Annotated in this window: 18 protein-coding genes; 1 reads left to right on the top strand and 17 read right to left on the bottom strand. The window is 29.0% G+C overall.

Annotated features, from left to right (window positions below):
- Window positions 1-2: 2 nt before the first annotated feature.
- From I6E31_05020 to ptsP, 17 genes are all read right to left on the bottom strand, one after another.
- A complete protein-coding gene (locus I6E31_05020; GenBank protein ID MCF2639332.1) occupies window positions 3-863 on the bottom strand; it encodes an HD domain-containing protein in 861 nt (286 codons plus the stop codon).
- Window positions 847-2670 (bottom strand): 1-deoxy-D-xylulose-5-phosphate synthase, encoded by a 1824-nt coding sequence (locus tag I6E31_05015; GenBank protein MCF2639331.1) that lies wholly within the window; start codon window positions 2668-2670, stop codon window positions 847-849. Before I6E31_05015 ends, I6E31_05020 begins: the two co-directional genes overlap by 17 nt.
- A 9-nt stretch (window positions 2671-2679) precedes the next feature.
- Complete coding sequence (locus I6E31_05010; GenBank protein ID MCF2639330.1) at window positions 2680-3165, bottom strand: divergent PAP2 family protein; 486 nt, start codon at window positions 3163-3165, stop codon at window positions 2680-2682.
- Between the two features lie 17 nt (window positions 3166-3182).
- Window positions 3183-3491, bottom strand: coding sequence for a ribosome assembly RNA-binding protein YhbY (yhbY, locus tag I6E31_05005; protein MCF2639329.1), 309 nt, complete (start codon window positions 3489-3491; stop codon window positions 3183-3185).
- A gap of 50 nt (window positions 3492-3541) precedes the next feature.
- Window positions 3542-5401 (bottom strand): ribonuclease J, encoded by a 1860-nt coding sequence (locus I6E31_05000; GenBank protein ID MCF2639328.1) that lies wholly within the window; start codon window positions 5399-5401, stop codon window positions 3542-3544.
- Between the two features lie 72 nt (window positions 5402-5473).
- Window positions 5474-7303 carry a penicillin-binding protein 2 gene (gene mrdA / locus I6E31_04995; protein MCF2639327.1) on the bottom strand — a complete coding sequence of 610 codons (1830 nt, stop codon included), beginning with the start codon at window positions 7301-7303 and terminating at the stop codon, window positions 5474-5476.
- Entirely contained in the window at window positions 7303-7719 is a 417-nt protein-coding gene (locus tag I6E31_04990) for a hypothetical protein (protein ID MCF2639326.1), read from the bottom strand. Before I6E31_04990 ends, mrdA begins: the two co-directional genes overlap by 1 nt.
- A gap of 17 nt (window positions 7720-7736) precedes the next feature.
- Entirely contained in the window at window positions 7737-8714 is a 978-nt protein-coding gene (locus tag I6E31_04985) for a LytR C-terminal domain-containing protein (protein ID MCF2639325.1), read from the bottom strand.
- Window positions 8707-10005, bottom strand: coding sequence for a tRNA (N(6)-L-threonylcarbamoyladenosine(37)-C(2))-methylthiotransferase MtaB (mtaB, locus tag I6E31_04980; protein ID MCF2639324.1), 1299 nt, complete (start codon window positions 10003-10005; stop codon window positions 8707-8709). Before mtaB ends, I6E31_04985 begins: the two co-directional genes overlap by 8 nt.
- Window positions 9992-10705 (bottom strand): 16S rRNA (uracil(1498)-N(3))-methyltransferase, encoded by a 714-nt coding sequence (locus tag I6E31_04975; GenBank protein MCF2639323.1) that lies wholly within the window; start codon window positions 10703-10705, stop codon window positions 9992-9994. Before I6E31_04975 ends, mtaB begins: the two co-directional genes overlap by 14 nt.
- 9 nt (window positions 10706-10714) lie before the next feature.
- Window positions 10715-11137, bottom strand: coding sequence for an Rrf2 family transcriptional regulator (locus I6E31_04970; protein MCF2639322.1), 423 nt, complete (start codon window positions 11135-11137; stop codon window positions 10715-10717).
- 7 nt (window positions 11138-11144) lie between these two features.
- Complete coding sequence (gene ruvB / locus I6E31_04965; protein MCF2639321.1) at window positions 11145-12137, bottom strand: Holliday junction branch migration DNA helicase RuvB; 993 nt, start codon at window positions 12135-12137, stop codon at window positions 11145-11147.
- Window positions 12138-12147: 10 nt separating this feature from the next.
- Entirely contained in the window at window positions 12148-12759 is a 612-nt protein-coding gene (locus tag I6E31_04960) for a DUF445 family protein (protein MCF2639320.1), read from the bottom strand.
- Window positions 12760-13020: 261 nt separating this feature from the next.
- On the bottom strand, window positions 13021-14655 hold the full coding sequence (locus tag I6E31_04955; GenBank protein MCF2639319.1) for a 30S ribosomal protein S1: 1635 nt from the start codon (window positions 14653-14655) through the stop codon (window positions 13021-13023).
- Entirely contained in the window at window positions 14655-15524 is an 870-nt protein-coding gene (gene ispH / locus I6E31_04950) for a 4-hydroxy-3-methylbut-2-enyl diphosphate reductase (protein MCF2639318.1), read from the bottom strand. The genes I6E31_04955 and ispH overlap by 1 nt, the downstream gene beginning before the upstream one ends.
- 3 nt (window positions 15525-15527) lie before the next feature.
- Window positions 15528-15797: an HPr family phosphocarrier protein gene (locus tag I6E31_04945; protein MCF2639317.1), complete on the bottom strand. Its 270-nt coding sequence runs from the start codon at window positions 15795-15797 to the stop codon at window positions 15528-15530.
- An 18-nt stretch (window positions 15798-15815) separates the two neighbouring features.
- Complete coding sequence (gene ptsP / locus I6E31_04940) at window positions 15816-17543, bottom strand: phosphoenolpyruvate--protein phosphotransferase (GenBank protein ID MCF2639316.1); 1728 nt, start codon at window positions 17541-17543, stop codon at window positions 15816-15818.
- Window positions 17544-17817: 274 nt separating this feature from the next.
- Between ptsP and I6E31_04935 the strand changes: the two genes are divergently transcribed.
- Window positions 17818-19926, top strand: coding sequence for a glutamine synthetase III (locus I6E31_04935; protein MCF2639315.1), 2109 nt, complete (start codon window positions 17818-17820; stop codon window positions 19924-19926).
- Window positions 19927-20066 lie beyond the last annotated feature (140 nt).

Raw genomic sequence — 20066 nt, 5'->3', positions numbered from 1 at the left:
CTCTATTTTTTCCCATTAGGTTCTGTTTTCTCTAATTCTTTTTTCTTAAAAATCTCATCATCTCTAAAATATGGAATTAAAGGATTTTCCAGCATAATATTTTTAAATCCTTTTCTATCTACCATTCTTTTTAATTTTTCTGTCTCTCTAACTCTTTGAATAAAAAAGTTATCTCCTATTGGAATTTTTTTATTTTTCTTATAATAATTTATTAACTGCTTTGTATTTTTAAAATTTAATTCTTGTTTAGCTCTTTTTAGCCTATCTTTTATAACCCCTTGAGTACAATTTAATTTTACACTTATCTCTTCCAATTGCATTCCTTGAGCCATAAGCTCCAATATTTTATCTGCTCCAATAGGATTTATTCTATGATACTTAGCTGAATACATATCAGCTCTATGAACTATATGAGCCTCTTTACTATTAGGTTGAATTTTTCCCCATTTTCCATGGTGTGATAAAACTATATGAATTATATTTTTTCTAATAGCATCATTTATTTCAACATCTAATTTTTCCTCTATCTCTTTTAAAACTCTATCAGCCTCTTTAGTTATATATTCTGGCTTTTTTAACATCATTTGAGAGTGTGAAAATTTCTCTTCTGTCTTTCTTATACTTCCTTTACTCAAATCATGAATAATTATTCCAATAGTCATTGCAAAGAAATCTACTCTCTGTTTTGCCTCTGTAAAACTTCTATAATCTCTTTTTAATTCATCTATTGAGATCTTTAAAACATCATATGTATGAGTAGATACTTTTACTCCCTGATCATCAAAAAGCTCCAAATCTTTTACCATTTCTAAATCTAAAAGATTTTCAATAAAAGCTAATGCTTTTTTATTTTTTAACTGCATCTATTTTTTCCTCAATTCTTTTAATTAAATTTTCTCCTCTTAAACCAAATTCTTTTAAAAGCTCGTCTCTTTTTCCGTGTGGAATTATAGGTGTTGCAATCCCTATCTTATATATTTTTTTATCAATTCCATTACTATTTACAAAATCTAATATACTACTTCCAAAAGAATTAACTTCATAAGCTTCTTCCAATACAAATATATTATCATATTTTTCTAAATTATCTATCAAATATTTTTCATCAAAAGGCTTAATAGAACCAGCACTAACTATTGTTCCATCAATTCCTCTTTCTTTTAACTCTTCATCTATATTTAAAATCTCTTTTAGCATACTTCCTGTTGCTATAAAAAGATTTTTCTTTCCTTTTTTTATCTCTTTCCATTTTCCTATTTGGAATTTTTCATCATTTTCAATAAAAAACTCATTCTCTCTAGGTATTCTTATAACTAATGGTCCTGAATTAAAGTCTTTAGATATCTCTAGAGCGTCTACTAACTCTTGTGAAGTTGTAGGTGCTATCACTGTATAATTCGGTATTGTTGTAAACATTGAAACATCATAAAGCCCATTGTGAGTTTTTCCATCTTCTCCTACAATTCCAGCTCTATCTACTATAAATCTTACTGGTAATTTTTGAATAGAGATATCGTGGATAAGTTGACTAAAGCCTCTTTGTATAAAAGTAGAGTAGATAGCTACATATGGCTTTTTCCCCATTGATGCCAATCCACCAGCAAAAGTTACTGCATGTCCCTCTGCTATTCCTACATCTATAGCTCTATTTTCAAATTTCTTGAAAAAGTCTCCTAATCCTGTACCTTTTACCATTCCAGCAGAGATTGTATAGATACTTTCGTCCTCTTCTCCAAGCTTAACCATCTCTTCACCAAAGATACTAGAGTATGTTTTCACTTTAGAAGTTGTTGCTCCTGTTTCCATATTAAATGGAGCTATTCCATGAAACTTCTCTTTATCCTTCTCTGCAAAGGAATAACCTTTTCCCTTTTGAGTTTTTATGTGAATAAAGATCGGTCCCTCCATCTCTTTAACCTTTTCAAAAGTTTCTACTAATTCATTTATATTATGTCCATCTAATACTCCTAAAAATTTTAATCCAAAACTTTCTAATATACTTAAAGGTAAAAAGAAATTTTTTACAGAAAATTCAACTCTTTCCAATGTTGAAGAAACTCTATTAATTATTCTTAATTTACTGATGATATTTTTTACATCATCTCTAAGATTCATATATTTTTCACTTACCATTAATTTTCCAAAAAATTTAGAAAGAGAGCCTACATTTTTTCCTATAGACATCTCATTATCATTTAATATAATAATCAAATTTTTTAGCTTTCCACTCATATTATTTAAGGCTTCAAGTGAATGTCCATTAGAAATAGAAGCATCCCCTACTACAACTATTACTTTTCTATTTGGATCAGCCATAGCTATTCCTGCTCCAGCTGATAAAGCTGTCCCAGCATGTCCTGAGATATATGGATCGTATGAACTCTCTTTAGGATCCATAAATGGTCCAATTCCATGTCTCTGTCTTAAAGTTGAGAATCTCTCCCCTCTATCTGTTAAAATTTTATGCACATATGCTTGGTGTCCTACATCAAAAAGTAATTTATCCTTTGTAAAATCAAAAACTTTATGTAAACATAGAGTAAGTTCTACAACTCCTAAGTTAGGAGCTAAATGTCCTCCATTTTTACTTACAGTTTCTATTAAAGTTTTTCTTATCTCTTCAGCTTTTTTTTCAAGTTCTTCTACATTTGCTTTTTTTAAATTCTCCATATTCCATCCTTACCCCTGTAGATACCTTCTAAAGAGCAATCCAATAATTATTCCTAAAATACATCCTACTAACACTTCAAATGGTGTGTGCCCTAAAAGTTCTTTTAATTTAGCTTCCTTCTCTTTACTAAAATGCTTGTTATACTGTGCTTTTCCAATAAATAATGGTATTTTTTCTATAAGTGAATTTATGACTCCAGCTTGTTTTCCTGCTGCTCTTCTAATTCCAGCAGCATCATACATTACTATTCCAGCAAAAATAATTGTTATAGCAAAAAGGTCACTGCTGATTCCATATTTTATAGCTATACTTGTTACTAAACAAGATACAGTAGAACTATGGGAACTTGGCATTCCGCCAGTATCCCACATTCTTGTTATATCAAGCTTTCCCTTTTTAAAGATACTTGTTAACACTTTATAAAATTGAGCTATAAACCATGCTATAAACACAACATCTAAAACTCTATTATTCAATATAATTCCGGGATTCATCTTTTCCCTCCAAAAAATTATCTTATTCCTTTTACTTCTAAAGAGATCACTGGTTTATCTATATTTTCTCTATATAAAATAATTGTTCTTCCTATTAATCCAACAACTTCAAATTCATCTCTAGCTGATAACTCTTCTAATATCTCTTCTTTCTCTTTTTCACAGTTTTGAAGAATTTTTACTTTTAAAATCTCTCTTGAGTTTATAGCTTCAAGTATACTTTGAATTAGATTTTCTGTTACTCCATCTTTTCCAATTCTTACTAATGGTTCTAAATCATGTGCTTGTTTTCTTAAAAATGATCTTTGTTTGCTTGTTAATGACATATTCTTTCTCCTTTTTCTTTTTTAATTACTACTAAAATCTTTTTCTAAAATTAAACTTCCATTATTATTGGTAGTACTACTGGGTTTCTCTTTGTTTTATTATAAAAATATTTTGATGCTATATCTCTAGTATTATTTTTTAACATTGTCCAATCTTTCATAGCATTTCCATCCATGCTATCTAGTTTTTGTTTAATTGTTTCAATAGCTTCTTTTATTATATCATCTGACTCTTTTGAATAAACAAATCCTCTTGTAACAATATCTGGACCAACTATAATTTTTCCTGTTTCCTTATCTAAAGTAAATACTATTACTACAACTCCATCTTGTGAAAGTTGTTGTCTATCTTTAAGAACAATATTTCCTATATCTCCAACACCTAATCCATCAACAAGTGTAGATCCTGCATTTACTTTTCCTTTAATTTTTACTGCTGATTTTGTTACTTCAACCTTGCTACCATTTTGTGCAATTATAATATTATTTTTAGGTACTCCAGTTTCTATAGCAGTATCTTTATGTGCCTTTAACATCTTATGTTCTCCATGAACTGGCATAAAATATTTTGGTCTAATCAAATTTAACATAAGTTTTTGTTCATCTTTACTTCCATGTCCTGATACATGAATTCCAGCTATTTTCTTAAATACAACCTCTGCATCATATTTTAACAGATTATTTATATTATTTGAAACTGCTTTTTCATTCCCTGGAATAGGAGTTGCTGAAATTATTACAGTATCTCCTTCTTTTATCTTTATATGTTTGTGCATATTCTTAGCTATTCTCGAAAGAGCTGCCATTGGCTCTCCTTGAGTTCCTGTACAAAGAATTACTACTTTATTATCTCTTAGACTATCTACTTCAGCTAAAGATACCATCATTCCCTCAGGTATTCTTAAATATCCTAAATTTGATGCTATTTCAAATACTTTTACTAAGCTTCTTCCATCAATAGCTATTCTTCTTCCATACTCTTCAGCAGTATTTATAATCTGTTGTAATCTATGAACATGAGATGCAAAAGCTGCAACTATAATTCTTCCCTTAGCCTTGGAAAATTCCTGTTTAAATGCTTCTCCTACACTTCTTTCTGATGGTGTAAATCCTTCTACTTCAGAGTTAGTTGAATCTGATAGCATTAGATCTACTCCCTGTTCTCCTATTTGAGAAAGTCTAGCAAAGTCTACTCCCTCTCCATCTACTGGAGTTAAGTCAATTTTAAAATCTCCAGTATGGAATACTACTCCAGCAGGAGTTGTTATCACTAAGGCATAAGCATCTGTTATAGAGTGTGTCACCTTTATAAATTCAACTGTAAAATATTTTCCAACTTTTACTTTACTTCTTCCCTTAACCTCTTTCATCTTAGGAAGTTCCTTTGAAAATCCAGGATTTTCAAATTTAGATTTTGCCAATGCAAGAGTTAGTTTTCCTCCATACATTGGAACTGTTTTATCTATTTTTTGATAAAGATATGGAATAGATCCTATATGATCTTCATGTCCATGTGTTATAAATAATCCTTTAACTTTATCTTTATTATTTTCTAAAAATGTAAAATCTGGAATTACTAAATCTATTCCCAATAAGTTTTCGTCTGGAAAAGTTACTCCAGAGTCAATAATAATTATCTCATCTCTATATTGAACTACTGTCATATTCTTTCCAACTTCTTCTAATCCTCCAAGAGGAATAACATACATCTTTTCTTCCTTTTGAATTTTAGCTTCCTTTGTTTCTGTAGTAGTTACTTTTGATGTTTTTTTACTGTCATCTTTTAACTCTTTTATTCCAGCTTTTATAGCTCTTATTTTCTCTTTTATAGCTTTTACTTCTTTTATTCCTGTAACATTACTTCTTTCTTTCTTCTTTTGTGTCTCTGTATCTTTTATTTTTCTTATCATTACATGTTCTCCTTAACCAAATTAAGTGTTCATTACCTCCACTATTTTTAAATCTTATAATCTAAAATTAACCTATCCCTCTATTTTTTGAGGAACTTCAACTCCATTTTCCCTATCTTTTATTTCCATATACTTATCTATAAATTTTTTAGCCATAGCTCCTCCCATGGCTCCTCCTCCTCCAGCTCCTTCCAATACAACTGTAAATACAATCTCTGGATTTTCAGCTGGAAAATATCCTGCTACCCAAGCATGAGTTGTTTTAGAGTGAGCATTTTGGGCAGATCCACTTTTTGCTGCTACTGTTATATCTTTTCTTCTCAAAATCTTAGTTGTTCCATTGTTTTGAGCTACAGTAGCTACTAAAGCATCGTTTAAAATATCATAGTATTTTTTAGGGAAATTTTTTATTTCATGTTTCTTTCCTAATATTTCTTCAACTTCTTGTCCACTAAAATCAACTAAACTCTTAGCTAAATGTGGAGAATAAGTATACCCTTTATTAGCTATAGCAGCATAGAGAACTGCTATTTGTAAAGGTGTTACTGTTAGATACCCCTGTCCTATTGATAACAGAATTGTATCCCCTTTATACCAACCACTTCCTATAACTTTTTTCTTCCATTCTACATCTGGAAGTATCCCTCTCTTTTCTCCTGGAATATCTATTCCAGTTTTTTCTCCCAATCCAAAGATATGTGCTGTTTCTACAATAGGTTTATGCCCTATTTGATCAGCAAGTCTATAATAGTAAGGGTTTGCTGACTCAACTATGGATTTTTTCATATCTACATATCCATGTCCTCCAGCTTTCCAAGCTCTCCATCTCCATTTTCCAATTTCATAATATCCATTTCTATCTAAATATTTCTCTTTAGGATCTATTCCATTTTCTAGAAATGAAATTGCTGAAACTACTTTAAATACTGATCCTGGTGGATACTCTCCAGCAATAGTTTTATTAGTTAAAGGTCGCCCTGGATCGTTGATTATTTTTTGCCAATCTTCATTTAAAATTTGAGAGCTAAACATATTTAATGAGTATGTAGGATAACTTACCATAGTTATAAGTTCACCAGTTTTAGGGTTCATTGCTATAAATGATCCTACCCTTTTATCCTCTTTAAATTGCTCTTCCATATATTGTTGTAACTCCATATCAAGAGTCATATAAAGATTTTTACCAGGTACTGGTATCTTTTCTTCTGCTACTCTTCTTTGAACTCTATTAAAGGCATTTACCTCAATATACTCATATCCATCTTCCCCTTGAAGTTCCTTATCATAGGTTCTTTCTAAACCATCTTTACCTATAATATCTCTTGGAGAATACCCTTCATCTTTTAATTTTTCATACTCTTTTTCTGAAATTTTCTTTACATATCCAATACTATGAGAAGCTGTAGAATCATAGAGATAACGTCTTTTTGAATAAGTTTGTACCTGTAAATATGGGTAATCTATAATTTTTTCCATTAATTTGTGAGCTGTTTCCTCATCTAAACTCTCTACCAAAACATTTTCACGAGTATATGGGAAGATCTCCCCATTCTTAATTCTCTTTTTTATAAATTCCTCATCATATCCAGTAACTTCACTTATCTCTTTAACTATCTCTGGGTTATTATCTCTTTCCTTTAAGTAAACAAGTCTATACCCTGCACCATTTGTCACTACTAACTTTCCATTTCTGTCGTAGATTTTTCCCCTTGGAGACTCAATCTTCTTTAACTTAAACCTATTTTTTTCAGCTAAATAAGCGTATTTATCCCCTCTATATAATTGTAAATACATCATTCTAAGGATTAAACCTAAAAATATAAAGATAACAAATATCTTATATATAATATCTCTTTTAGTACTTTCATTTCCTAATTTTATCTCAATATTTCTATTTTTCATTACTGTTGTCCCCTAATATTTTTCTTTCTCATATGTCTGATATAAAAATAATTAATTATAAGAAAACCAACTAAATTTAATATAAGATAAAATCTACTGTAATTTTCATAGTTTAATACAAAATATACACCTATTTGCAAAAGAGAGATAAATATTATATTTTCTCTATTATAAACCATATTTATAAATATAAAATTAAACAGATAATAAAATAGAGCCAGTATTATAAAGTTTTCAACAAAATCATGAGTTTGTATAGACATTATCAGAGTCATTAAAAATATACAAGTAACTGAACGAATTCTCTTTAAATTTACTAAATAAGTGAAAAAAGGTAAAGTCACTATTAAAACAACTCCACTTAATGGCAAACTATTTTCTATTATTATTCCTAAAAAAGATAGTATATATATCATAGTTCATTCCTTTTGAATTAATTGTTTACAAAAATATTTATCTTATTCTTTAAATTTTCCTTTTCTATCATATCTTTTATATCTAGTTTTTTAGCTATTTTATATGCTATATAGTAATCTTCTGGATTATATTCAATTACAGGAGTTTCAACTTTAGAATCTGTAACAACATTTTTTACATTTTTATATCCCTCTTTTTTTAACTCTTTAGTAAACTCATCTGCTACATTTCCTTTTCCTATAATATCAACATCAAATTTTACATTTTCTTCCTTACCTAAGATTACAACTACATTAGCTAAAGTTGGTATTGTTGGAACATCTTTTACTTTGAAATATTTTTCATTTAGTTGCATCAATATCTCTTGAGTTTTATCTTTAGAAATATCATTTAAAATAACATAACTTTCCTCTAAGAAAGTTTCATAGTTAGCTGCATTATACTTCATTGAAAGATTTTTCTTCAATTTCTCTCCTGTTTTTCTTGCATAACCACCTCTACCATTTGCATTTAAAATATCTACAATTATATTTTCATTTACTTCATTTGCTTTATTAGGGTCATTATACATCTCTTCAAACATTGAATATAAACTTGATGTTAATACATATCTTTTATCTCCAATAGTTGTTTCAGGAATATTTTTTGAATTTTTTGTATTAAGTTTAACTTCACCAAATTTTACAACTTTATAATTATCAACTTTTTCTGGTAAAATTTTATTTACTGTTGCCATGATTTCTTCTTTATTTTTAGTTTTTACAAGATCTTCAAATGTTTCATCTTTACTTACACTAACTTCATAAGGAATTTTCACAGCTAATTTATCTTCATATACAGCAATTAAATTTCCCTTTCCTATTATTAAGTATCTGCTATTTTTATCTAACTCTTTATTGCCATCATTAATATTAATAAATAAAAAAGCACCTAAAGCTACTATTATAATTAACACCAATACTACTACTTTTAATCTTCCATTCTTTTTACTCATCCCCAATTAGCATCTCCTTTTTTAAAGAATTTATTTTTACACTAACTATATGATTTAAACTTGTAGCTTCTCCTTTTAATTTTACTCTTAGATAGTTTTCACTATAACCATATAAATACCCATCTTTTTCCTCTTCTACTAATACTTTTAGTTCTTTATCTAGGTATTTTTTTCTCTCTCTTTCTGCCATTATCTCTTTTAGTTTTTCCAATTCATCTGCTCTCTCTTTTTTTACTTTTGGATCTATCTTATCTTGAAAAGTACTAGCTAAAGTGTTTTCTCTATCTGAATATTGGAAAATATGTAAACCTGAAAATCCTATTTTATCTATTAATTTATATGAATTTTCAAACATCTCTTGAGTTTCTCCAGGGAAACCTACTATTACATCTGCTGTATACTCCATATTAGGTACAGCTTTTCTTAATTTTGTCAATCTTTCTTCTATTAAAGAGCTTCCATATTTTCTCTTCATTCTCTTTAAAACACTATCATCACAAGATTGAAGTGAAATATGAAGATGTGGCATTAATTTAGGATTAGAAAACATCTCAATAAACTCATCTGAAATTTTATCTGGATATACTGATCCTATTCTAACTCTTTCTATTCCATCTATTTTTAATATATCTCTCAATAGATCTTCAAAATTCCCACCATTTTCTAGATCTTCACCATAAGCACCTAAATTTATACCTATAAGAATTATCTCTTTAAATCCCTCTTGAGATAATTTTGTTATCTCTTTTAATATATTATCTTTCTGTCTAGATCTACTTTTTCCTCTTGCAAAAGGAATTTTACAATATGAACAAAAGTTATTACACCCATCTTGAATTTTTACATAGGCTCTTGACATCTCTCTTAAAGTGGCAAACTCATATTCTGTATACTCTGAATCTAAGAAAATATTATGGTTTTTCAATTTTTCCATAGTTCTATTTTCAATATCCTCTATAAAATTAACTATTCCACTTTTATCTGTATTTCCAATTACATAATCTATATCTTCCATCTCTAATAGTTCTTTACTGTTAGTTTGAGCATAGCACCCTGTTACAATAACTGCTCCATTAGGATTTATCTTCTTAGCTCTTCTCAACATATTTCTAGTCTTTCTATCTGCTACACTTGTAACAGTACATGAATTTACTATATATATGTCTGCTTTATCTTCAAAACTAACCTCTTCATACCCTTTTTTTATCAATTGATTTTTTATACTCTCTGTTTCATACTGATTTACCTTACATCCTAAAGTATAAAAAGCAACTTTTTTATTGAAACTCATTTATTAATATTCCTCCTACTACAATAGAAGCTGTTTCTGCTCTCAATATTCTCTTTCCTAAAGTTACAATATTAGCACCTTTAGATTTTAAATATTCTATCTCCTCTGAATCAAATCCCCCTTCAGGACCGATTATATACAATACCTTTTTAGGTGAAACCTCTCTGTTATTTAAAAGATTTTTTAATGTATATTCCTCTTCACACTCATAAGGAACAATGATCAAATCATATTTTTCCAGCTCTATATCTTTTATTTTTACTACTTCTGCAATTTTTGTTGGCTTTACCCCTTGACATTGTTTTAATGCTTCTCTTACAATAAGATCCCATTTATCTTTTTTTTCATTGATCTTAACTACTCCCCTTTTAGCTGCAACTGGAATAATCTCATTTATTCCTAATTCAGTTAATTTTTGTATAGTTAGATCCATCTTATCATTTTTTAATATCCCTACTGCTGCATCAATCTCTATTTTATGAGAGTATCTATCCTCTAATACCTCTTCAATTTCCAATATGATATATTTCTTTTCAATCTCTTTTACATTACAGAAATACTCTTTTTCTCCATCAACAGCTCTTACTTTTTCTCCAAGCTTAACTCTAAAAACATTCTTTAAATGATTTACATCAGCTTTATCCTCTATAATAATATCTTTTTCTCTTATATTTTCTTCTGATATTATAACACTTATCATACTAAACTCCTATATCATATCTTGATTTTTTATAAAATCATTTAAAGTTGTTTCTTCAAGTATTTTAGTCATTGCATTATCTAATTTATTCCATATACAAGTAGTTCCACAACTTTGTCCGTTACAGTTTGCTTTATTCTCCTTGCTCTCATTACAGTCTATAACTTTTTCCTCTTCATCTAATATTTTATATAGTTCATGTAATGTTATCTCTTCAGGGTTTTTAGCTAATCTATATCCACCATTAGGTCCTCTTTTTCCTTCTATTATATTTTCATTTTTTAATTTAAAAAGTATTTGCTCTAAATATTGTACAGATATATTTTGATCATCAGCTATCTCTTTTATTCTCACTAATTTATCTTCTCTGCTCTTTTCAGCTATATATACTAAAGCTTTTAATCCATATCTAACTCTTGTACTTATCTTCATCTAATCACTACTCCTTAACTTTCTTAAAATGTTGGTATCCCTTTTCAGTTACCATTCTTCCTCTATTTGTTCTTTTTAAATATCCTATCTTTACTAAATAAGGCTCATAAACCTCTTCTAAAGTTCTTCTATCTTCCCCTAATAATAGTGAAAGAGTTTCTATTCCAACTGGTCCTCCACCATAGTTATCTATAATAGCATTAACTATATCTCTATCCAAATCATCTAGTCCAGCTGAATCTATTCCCAATATCTCCAAAGCTTTCAATGAAGTCTCTCTATCTATCACTCCATTTCCTCTTATTTCACAATAATCTCTCACTCTTTTTAAAAGACGATTGGCTATTCTAGGAGTTCCCCTACTTCTACTAGCTAGTTCCCTTGCTCCCTCTTCTTCAACCTTTACTCCTAAGATATTTCCACCTCTAATAATTATCTCAGCAATCTCATCCTCTGTATAATACTCCATTCTATGAGTTACTCCAAATCTATCTCTCAAAGGTGAACTTAAAAGTCCAGCTCTAGTTGTAGCTCCTATCAATGTAAAATTAGGTAGCTCTATTCTAATTGAACGAGCTGAAGGTCCTTTTCCAACTATAATATCAAGTTCTCTGTCTTCCATAGCTGGATACAATATCTCCTCTACTGTATTATTTAATCTATGTATCTCATCTATAAAAAGTATATCATTCTCCTCTAATGAAGTAAGGATAGCTGCTAAATCTCCAGCTCTTTCTAATACAGGTCCTGAAGTTATTCTCAAATTAGCTCCCATCTCTGTGGCTATGACTCCTGCTAAAGTTGTTTTTCCCAACCCTGGTGGTCCATATAACAAGATATGATCTATTGATCCCCCTCTTCTTTTTGCAGCTTCAATAGAGATAGCCATTTTCTCTTTTAAAGAAGTTTGTCCAATGTACTCTTTAAAACATTTAGGTCTTAATGTCTTTTGTACCTCTACTTCATTTTCCATTTCCAAAGTTGTAACTACTCTATCCACTCTCTTCTCCTTATACAAATAAACTTATAGCAAATTGGAAAATTCCAATTATTCCTCCTAAAATCGCTCCTATTACTTCAATATGCTTTAACTCTTTTTTAGCTAAAGAGTAGGTAATCTCCTCTAATTTCTCCAATGAAAAAGCTTCTACATTCTCAATTATAATCTTTTTAAAATCAACTTTTTCTTCTAAGTAACTTGTAAACATATTTATTATAGTTTCTTTATTTTCTAAAATAGATGTTTTTATCATTGATTTTATCTTATTTATAATCTCGTCACTAAGAAACATAGCTAACATTGGAAATTTCTTAGTTATTTCACTTTCTAATTTTTCCTCTAAGATCTTATCAATTACTGCTCCCATCTTCTCTTCTAACTCATCAGCATTTAAAGAGTTTGTAATATCTTTCAAAGAGATAAGCTCCTTTTGAACTGTATCTGCTATACTTACAGCTATCTCACTTCTTCTTTTAGGAATTAATCCTTGTATCTTAAAAAATAGAAAGTTCATCTCTTTATATGGTCTAAAAAGCATTTTTATAGCGATGTAATTTGTTATCCAACCTATCATTGCTCCAATTCCTACTATTAGAAATAATTTTATAATAATTTGATTCATTCTTATTTTCCTCTCTTTGCACTTTAAATTTCATTACTTTTCTAGTAAACTATTTTATCATAAATATTAGGTTTTTTCAATTATTATAACCATGATTTCAAAAGATTCTTTTCTCTATATCATATCTATTTTTTCTTTAAGATAAAATATTTTTGAACATTATATTATAACATTTTTTAACTCTATTCTCAAAAATATTATTTCAAAAAATTTAAAAGCAGGTAGCTAAAAAACTACCTGCTCTCTTATTTAAAAATATTATTATCTATCTTCTCCAGAAGTTCCATATTTAGAAAGAAGTTCTTGATTTTCTCTTCTCTCTTCTTCAATTTCTATTTTTTTAATAGATAATTTAATTCTTTGTTTTTCTCTATCTATTTCAGTAATTTGAGCTTTTACTTTTTGTCCTACTGTAAATTTATCTTTAAGATTTTTTATAAAGTCTTTAGATGCTAATTGAGCAGGAATGAATCCATCTATTCCTTTACTTAAATTAACAAATAATCCAAAGTCCATTATATTTTTAATCTCTTTTTCTACTGTATCTCCAACTTTATAGTTTTCTAGAGCTACTTCCCAAGGACTTTTTCTTAAAGCTTTTATACTTCCTTTAATTTTGTTATCTTCTGTATTAAGTTCGATTACTTTAAATTCTACTGTATCTCCAACTGCAAATTTCTTATTTTCTTCACCTTGCCAGTTATAGTCTGATTGGTGAATAAATACATCTACACCAGGTTCAACTTCAGCAAAAAGTCCAAAAGGTTTTACTTCTAAAACTTTTCCTGTTAATTGAGTTCCTACTGCAAATCTTGTTTCAGCTGAATCCCAAGGATTTTCACTTAATTGTTTAATTCCTAGTTTTAATTTTCTTTCAGCTGGTTGGAATTCAAGAACTTTAACTTTAACTATATCTCCAACTTGAACAAATTCATTTAAGCTAACTCTTTTCTTATTCCATGTAAAGTCTGACATATGTACTAATCCTTCTACACCATCAGCTATTTCAACAAATACTCCATAAGGAAGTATTTTAGTTACTTTTCCTTCAATTACAGAATCAACAGCGTATTGCTCTGCTGCTACTTCCCAAGGATTTCTTGTTAGAGCTTTTATTGAAAGTTTTACATTTTTCTTTTCTGGTTCTAGAGATATAATTTCAGCTTTTACCATATCTCCTTTTTTGTATTGATCAGATAATTTATCTAGTTTTTTCCAAGATACTTCAGAAATATGTACAAATCCTCTTAGATGTTGAATTTTTAATGAAAGTCCAAATTCAAGAACATCTGTAATTTCAGCTTCTACAACATCTCCAACTTTTAATTCAGAGAACTCTTCACTTTCTTTTAATAGAGTTATATCTTTTTTAGAGAAAGTAATTTTCTTACCTTTTTTATCTTTATCAGGTTTGATATCTTTAATCATTACTTTGATTTCCTCTCCAATTACTTTATCTCCATCTTTCATTGAGATTTCTGATAAAGAGTTAGGAAGGAATCCTTGATGGAACATAGCTTCTACCATATATCCACCTTTTACTCTCTTAACGATTTTTCCTGTGATGATCTCTTTCTTTTCGAAAGCTTCTTCTAGTTTTTTCCAACTATCTTCCATATCTATTCTTCTTCTTGAACCAATTTTGAAATCTTCGTCTTCTCCAACTAAAAGAACTTCTACTTCATCTCCTTCATTGTAGTTTTCTAGCTCTTCAGTTCTTACTCTTACACTTGTAGGTAATCCTGGAACATCAAGGAAAGAGAAGTTTCTTTCTTTTGTAGCTAATATTCCTTTTACTCTTACTTTTTCTCCTTTAGCATTGTCTTCCTCTGGCATATACTCATTTAGCCAAGATTCAAATTCTGTGTAATCAACGTGTTCATTATTATTAGACATTAATTGATCCCCCTTATTTTATTTTCTATATTAATTACTATTTCTTCCGGTGTTGAGGCTCCAGCTGTAATTCCTATTTTTTCACAGCCATCGAACCAATTTTTTTCTAACTCTTTTTCACTCTCTATTAGATAAGTTTTTTCATTTATAGTTTTTGAGATATCATATAACTTTTTAGTATTAGAACTATTTTTTCCACCAATAACTAATAGTATATCTACCTCTTTAGCTAACTCTTCCACTGCTTCTTGGCGAACTTGAGTTGCTCCACACACCTTATCTGATATCTTAACATTTGAATAGTGATTTTCCAAGAAACTTTTTATTTTTTCTAATTTTTTTTTGTTTAAAGTTGTTTGTGTAAGAACACAATACTTTTTATTACTATCTATTTCAGCTTTTTCAACTTCTTCTAACTCATTATAAACTCTTATATTCTCTCCAAAAGATATAATTCCTTTTACCTCAGGATGATTTTTATCTCCAATAAAGATAATTTCATAACCTTGCTTTTCCATCTCTACCAAAGTTTCTCTAATATGTGTTACAAATTTACAAGTAGCATCATATACTTTGACTCTTTTTTCATTCAAAATGTTATAAATTTTTTTTAAAGTTCCATGTGCTCTTACAATAACTATATCATTTTCAGTTAAATCATCTTTTTGATTTAGAATTTCTTCCTCTTCTACTATTAAAAATCCTTCATCTTTTAACTTATCAACTACATATTGATTATGTACCAACATACCTAAAATAAAGATTCTTTTATTTTTATTTTCTTCTTCTTTTATTACATTGTGACAAGTTTCAATAGCTCCAGAGACTCCAAAACAGAATCCCATATGTTTAGCTCTTATTATCTCCATAAATTATTCCTCATTAAATTTTTTTACTTCTATTAGATCGACAAGTGCATCTAACATCTCATCTTCATCTGGTCCATCTGCTATAAGCTCAAGTTTTCTTCCACACTCTGCTGCTAATAGCATCAATCCCATTATACTTTTTCCATTTATCTCTTCATCATCACATTTAACTGTAATGTCAGAATCATATCCTGTTACTAATTGTACAAATAAAGATGATGGTCTTGCATGTAAACCTGCTTTATTCTTTATTTGAACTATTCTACTTTTCATAAATTTATCCCTTTCCTTTTAGTTTATATATTTTATTAAAATATCTTTTACTTCTTTTGAATCGTGACAAAGTAATATTTTTTCTTTTATCTCTTTTAGTTTTTCATAGTTTAAACTTCTTATTAGAGATCTAGCAGTTAAAATTGATGTTCCTACCATACTTAAATCTTTTATTCCCATACTTAAAAAAGCAACTATAGCTTTTGCATCTCCTGCCATTTCTCCACAAACTGATACTTTTTTTCCATATAAGTCAGCTGCTTTCTTTACAAAGGCAATAGAACGTAATACAGCAGGATTATAACAATCATACATTGAAGACACAGTTTCTGAAAGTCTATCTGTTGCTAAAATATATTGAGTTAAATCATTTGTTCCTATACTGAAAAAATCTACCTCTTGAGCAAAAACATCTGCCATCATAACTATTGATGGAACTTCAATCATTACCCCAATTTCTATATCTTCTTTATATAATTTATTTTCTTGTTTTAACTCTTTCTTTGCTCTCTCCAATAGTTTATTAGCTTCTCTAAGTTCAGATATATTAGTAACCATTGGATACATAATTTTTACATTTCTATTATATGCAGCTCTCAAGATAGCTTTTAATTGTGTAAGAAATATATCTTGATTTTGTAAACTAAATCTTATTCCTCTCAATCCCAAAAAAGAGTTTGTTTCATTTTTCATCTTAAAATATGGCAACTGTTTATCAGCACCTATATCCAAAGTTCTTATAACAATAGAAGAATTTTTATCAAATTTTTCTACTATATTATTGTAAATTTTAAATTGATTCTCTTCATCTGGAAAAGATGTATTTTTCATATATAAAAGCTCTGTTCTTAATAAACCAATTCCATCTGGTTTAAAAAGTTTAACCTCATCTGAATTCAGATCACCACTAGCATTTATATACAATGAAACTTTTTCTCCATCTAAAGTTTCAGTTGGTAAGTCAGCATCTCTCTGAATCTCTTCCTTCTTTAATCTAAATTTTTCTAAAAGCTCTTCATACTCTTTTTTAGTTTTTTCATCTGGTTCTATTATAACACAAGAATTGATCTCTGTAGTATCTAAAATTATATCTTTTCCCCAATTATAGCTAAAAATATTTTTTATTCCCATCAATGTTGGAATTTCTAAAGCTTTTGCAAGAATAGCTAAATGTGATGTTTCTCCACCATATTCCATAACTATTCCCTTTATATTTATTCCTAAATGGTATATATTTAAAAGTTCTGTTGGAAAGATCTCCTTTGTTACTAATATTTTCCCATCTAATTTTTTCCAATCTTCAAATCTTTTATCTAAATTTCCAGTTATTCTTTTTCCTACATCTTTTATGTCTAATTCTTTTTGCCTATATTCAGGATTTTGAATACTCTTAAACATCTTTACATATTTATTAGTTATAAGCCTTACTGCCTCTTCAGCTCTCAATTTATCTTTTTTTATACTTTTTTTAATATCTGATACGTACACTGGATCATCTAGTATCATCATATGAGCTGTTACTATTTCTAAATCATGTTCGTTCATTTTTCCAGCAAAACTTGTTCTTAGATCTTCTAAAGACTCCTTTGAAAGTTCTAAAGCTCTTTCAAATCTTTCAATTTCATTTTCAATATCTTTTTCATCTAAAATTGCTGTTATTCCTTCATCTATATACTTTTTTTTATCTAAAAAAACTTCTCCAGTTACAATGCCTTCAAAAGCGAAACTTCCTCTTACTATTTCCACCCTTATCACTCTCCTGCTTCACCTTTAATGGATTATATTAGATTATATCTTATTTTATTTTTTTTTTCAATTTTTTTACTAAATCAAAATAATTTTTTAAAAAAATCTATTGATTATCATGTTCCCTTGTGTTACAATCATAAGATAAAATTAATACAATAAATATTTTTATCCATTTATATTATATACCTTTATGTATCATATGTTTTAGTTATGTAATCACTAAAATTTTACTATAAAAAAATTTTATTATATACAGGGGGGCGTTTAATAAATGAACACAATGCTGGAAGTTTTTGGAATCAACTACTTTTCAGAACTTGAATTAAAAAGTAGAGTTCCTAGTTCAATTTTCAAAAAATTTAAATCTGTTCAACTTGGGGAAGCTGAAATGTCTTTAGAAGTAGCTGATGTTATTGCCAATGCAGTAAAAAGTTGGGCTACTGAAAAAGGAGCTACACACTTTACTCACTGGTTTCAACCTCTTACTGAATTAACTGCAGAAAAACATGAATCTTTTATTGCTATTACATCAGATGGAACTATAATGTCTCAATTCTCTGGAAAAGAGCTTATAAAGGGAGAAGCTGATACATCATCTTTCCCTAATGGAGGATTAAGATCAACTTTTGAAGCTCGTGGATATACAGCTTGGGATACAAGCTCACCTATGTTCTTAAAAGGAGAGGGAATTTCTAAAACTCTATACATTCCTACTGCTTTTGTTGGTTATAATGGAGAAGCATTAGATAAAAAAGTTCCATTAATAAGATCTATAAAAGCTGTTGAATCTCAAGCATTAAGAATTCAAAAATTATTAGGAGATACTCAAACTAGACATATAGATGTTACTCTTGGTGCTGAACAAGAATATTTCCTTGTTGAAAAAGAGTTTTGGGATAAACGTTTAGACTTAGCATTAGCTGGAAGAACTCTTTTTGGTAACTTACCACCTAAAGGTCAAGAGATGAACGATCACTACTATGGAACAATTAAAGAGAGAGTAGAATGTTTCATGGCTGAGCTTGATGCTGAACTTTGGAAAGTTGGAGTTATGGCTAAAACTAAACATAACGAAGTTGCACCTAACCAATTTGAAATAGCACTAATGTTTACTACAGCTAACGTTGCTGTTGACCAAAACCATTTAACTATGGACATCATCAAAAAAGTTGCAAATAGACATCATCTTGCTGCACTTCTTCATGAAAAACCTTTCCAAGGTGTCAATGGTTCTGGAAAACATTGTAACTGGTCACTATCAACAGATACAGGAAAAAATCTATACAATCCAGATTCTCTAACTAAAGATAATCTTCAATTTTTACTATATCTAATGGCTGTTATAGAGGGAGTAGACAGATATGCTGATATCTTAAGAGCATGTACAGCTACACCAGGAAATGATCATAGACTTGGAGGACATGAAGCTCCACCAGCAGTTATCTCTATCTTCTTAGGAGAACAACTTCAAGAACTATTAGAAAATATTGGTAATACAGAATTTAATGAAAGTTCTGAAGAAGTACTAGATATTGGAATGCATATTCCAAAAATTTCTAAAGACTTATCAGATAGAAACAGAACTTCACCTTTTGCATTTACAGGAAATAAATTTGAATTTAGAATGCCTGGATCAAGTGCTTCTGCTTCTACACCAGTATTTATGATCAACACTATAGTTGCTGATATCTTAAAAGAGTATGCTGATTACTTAGAAAAAACAGATCCTACAAAAAATATCAATAAATATATTGTTAAACTTATAAAAGATAGATATCCTAAACACAAAAGAATTATATTCAATGGAAATGGATATGAACAAGCTTGGATAGATAAAGCTAAAGAGCTTGGACTTTCAAATCTAAAAAATACTATTGAAGGAATACCAGTTTATATTAGAGAAGAAACTATTGCTCTTTTTGAAAGACATAAAGTTTTAACAAGAAATGAGTTATACTCAAGATTTAAAATCTACAGTGATAGATTTAATAAACAAACAAATATTGAAATATCTACTGCTATTAGAATGGCAAGAAATGAAATTTATCCTTGTATTTCAAGATATATAACTAATATCTCTCAAATGATTAACAGTGTTAGAGAGGCTCTAGGAGAGGAACAATTTATCCAATATGATAAAGAACATTTAATTAAAGTAATAGGATTTAAAAACCAACTTAAAGACTCTATAACTGAATTAAATGAAGGGCTTAGAACTGCTATGGCTATTGCTGATGAATATGAAAGAGCTTGCTATTACCACAATGAACTTATACCTGTTTTAGCTCGTATGAGAACTGTTGTTGACTCTCTTGAACTTCTAATAGAAAAAACAGTATGGCCTATACCTACTTATTACGATTTATTATTTAGATTATAATATAAGAAAACTGCTCCTAAAATTTAGGGGCAGTTTTTTATTAAATATTTAAATAGATTCTCTTCAATCTCATTGTAACTACTCAGCTATAAATTAAAATTTGAGACTCAAGTTCAAAAAAAATGGGCTTGGGTCTTTTT

The organism is Fusobacterium varium (genome assembly GCA_021531615.1).
Classification (GTDB): Bacteria; Fusobacteriota; Fusobacteriia; order Fusobacteriales; family Fusobacteriaceae; genus Fusobacterium_A; species Fusobacterium_A varium_C.
The sequence above is the reverse complement of the archived record's forward strand: the minus strand, read 5'-3'. Positions and strand labels throughout refer to the sequence as shown.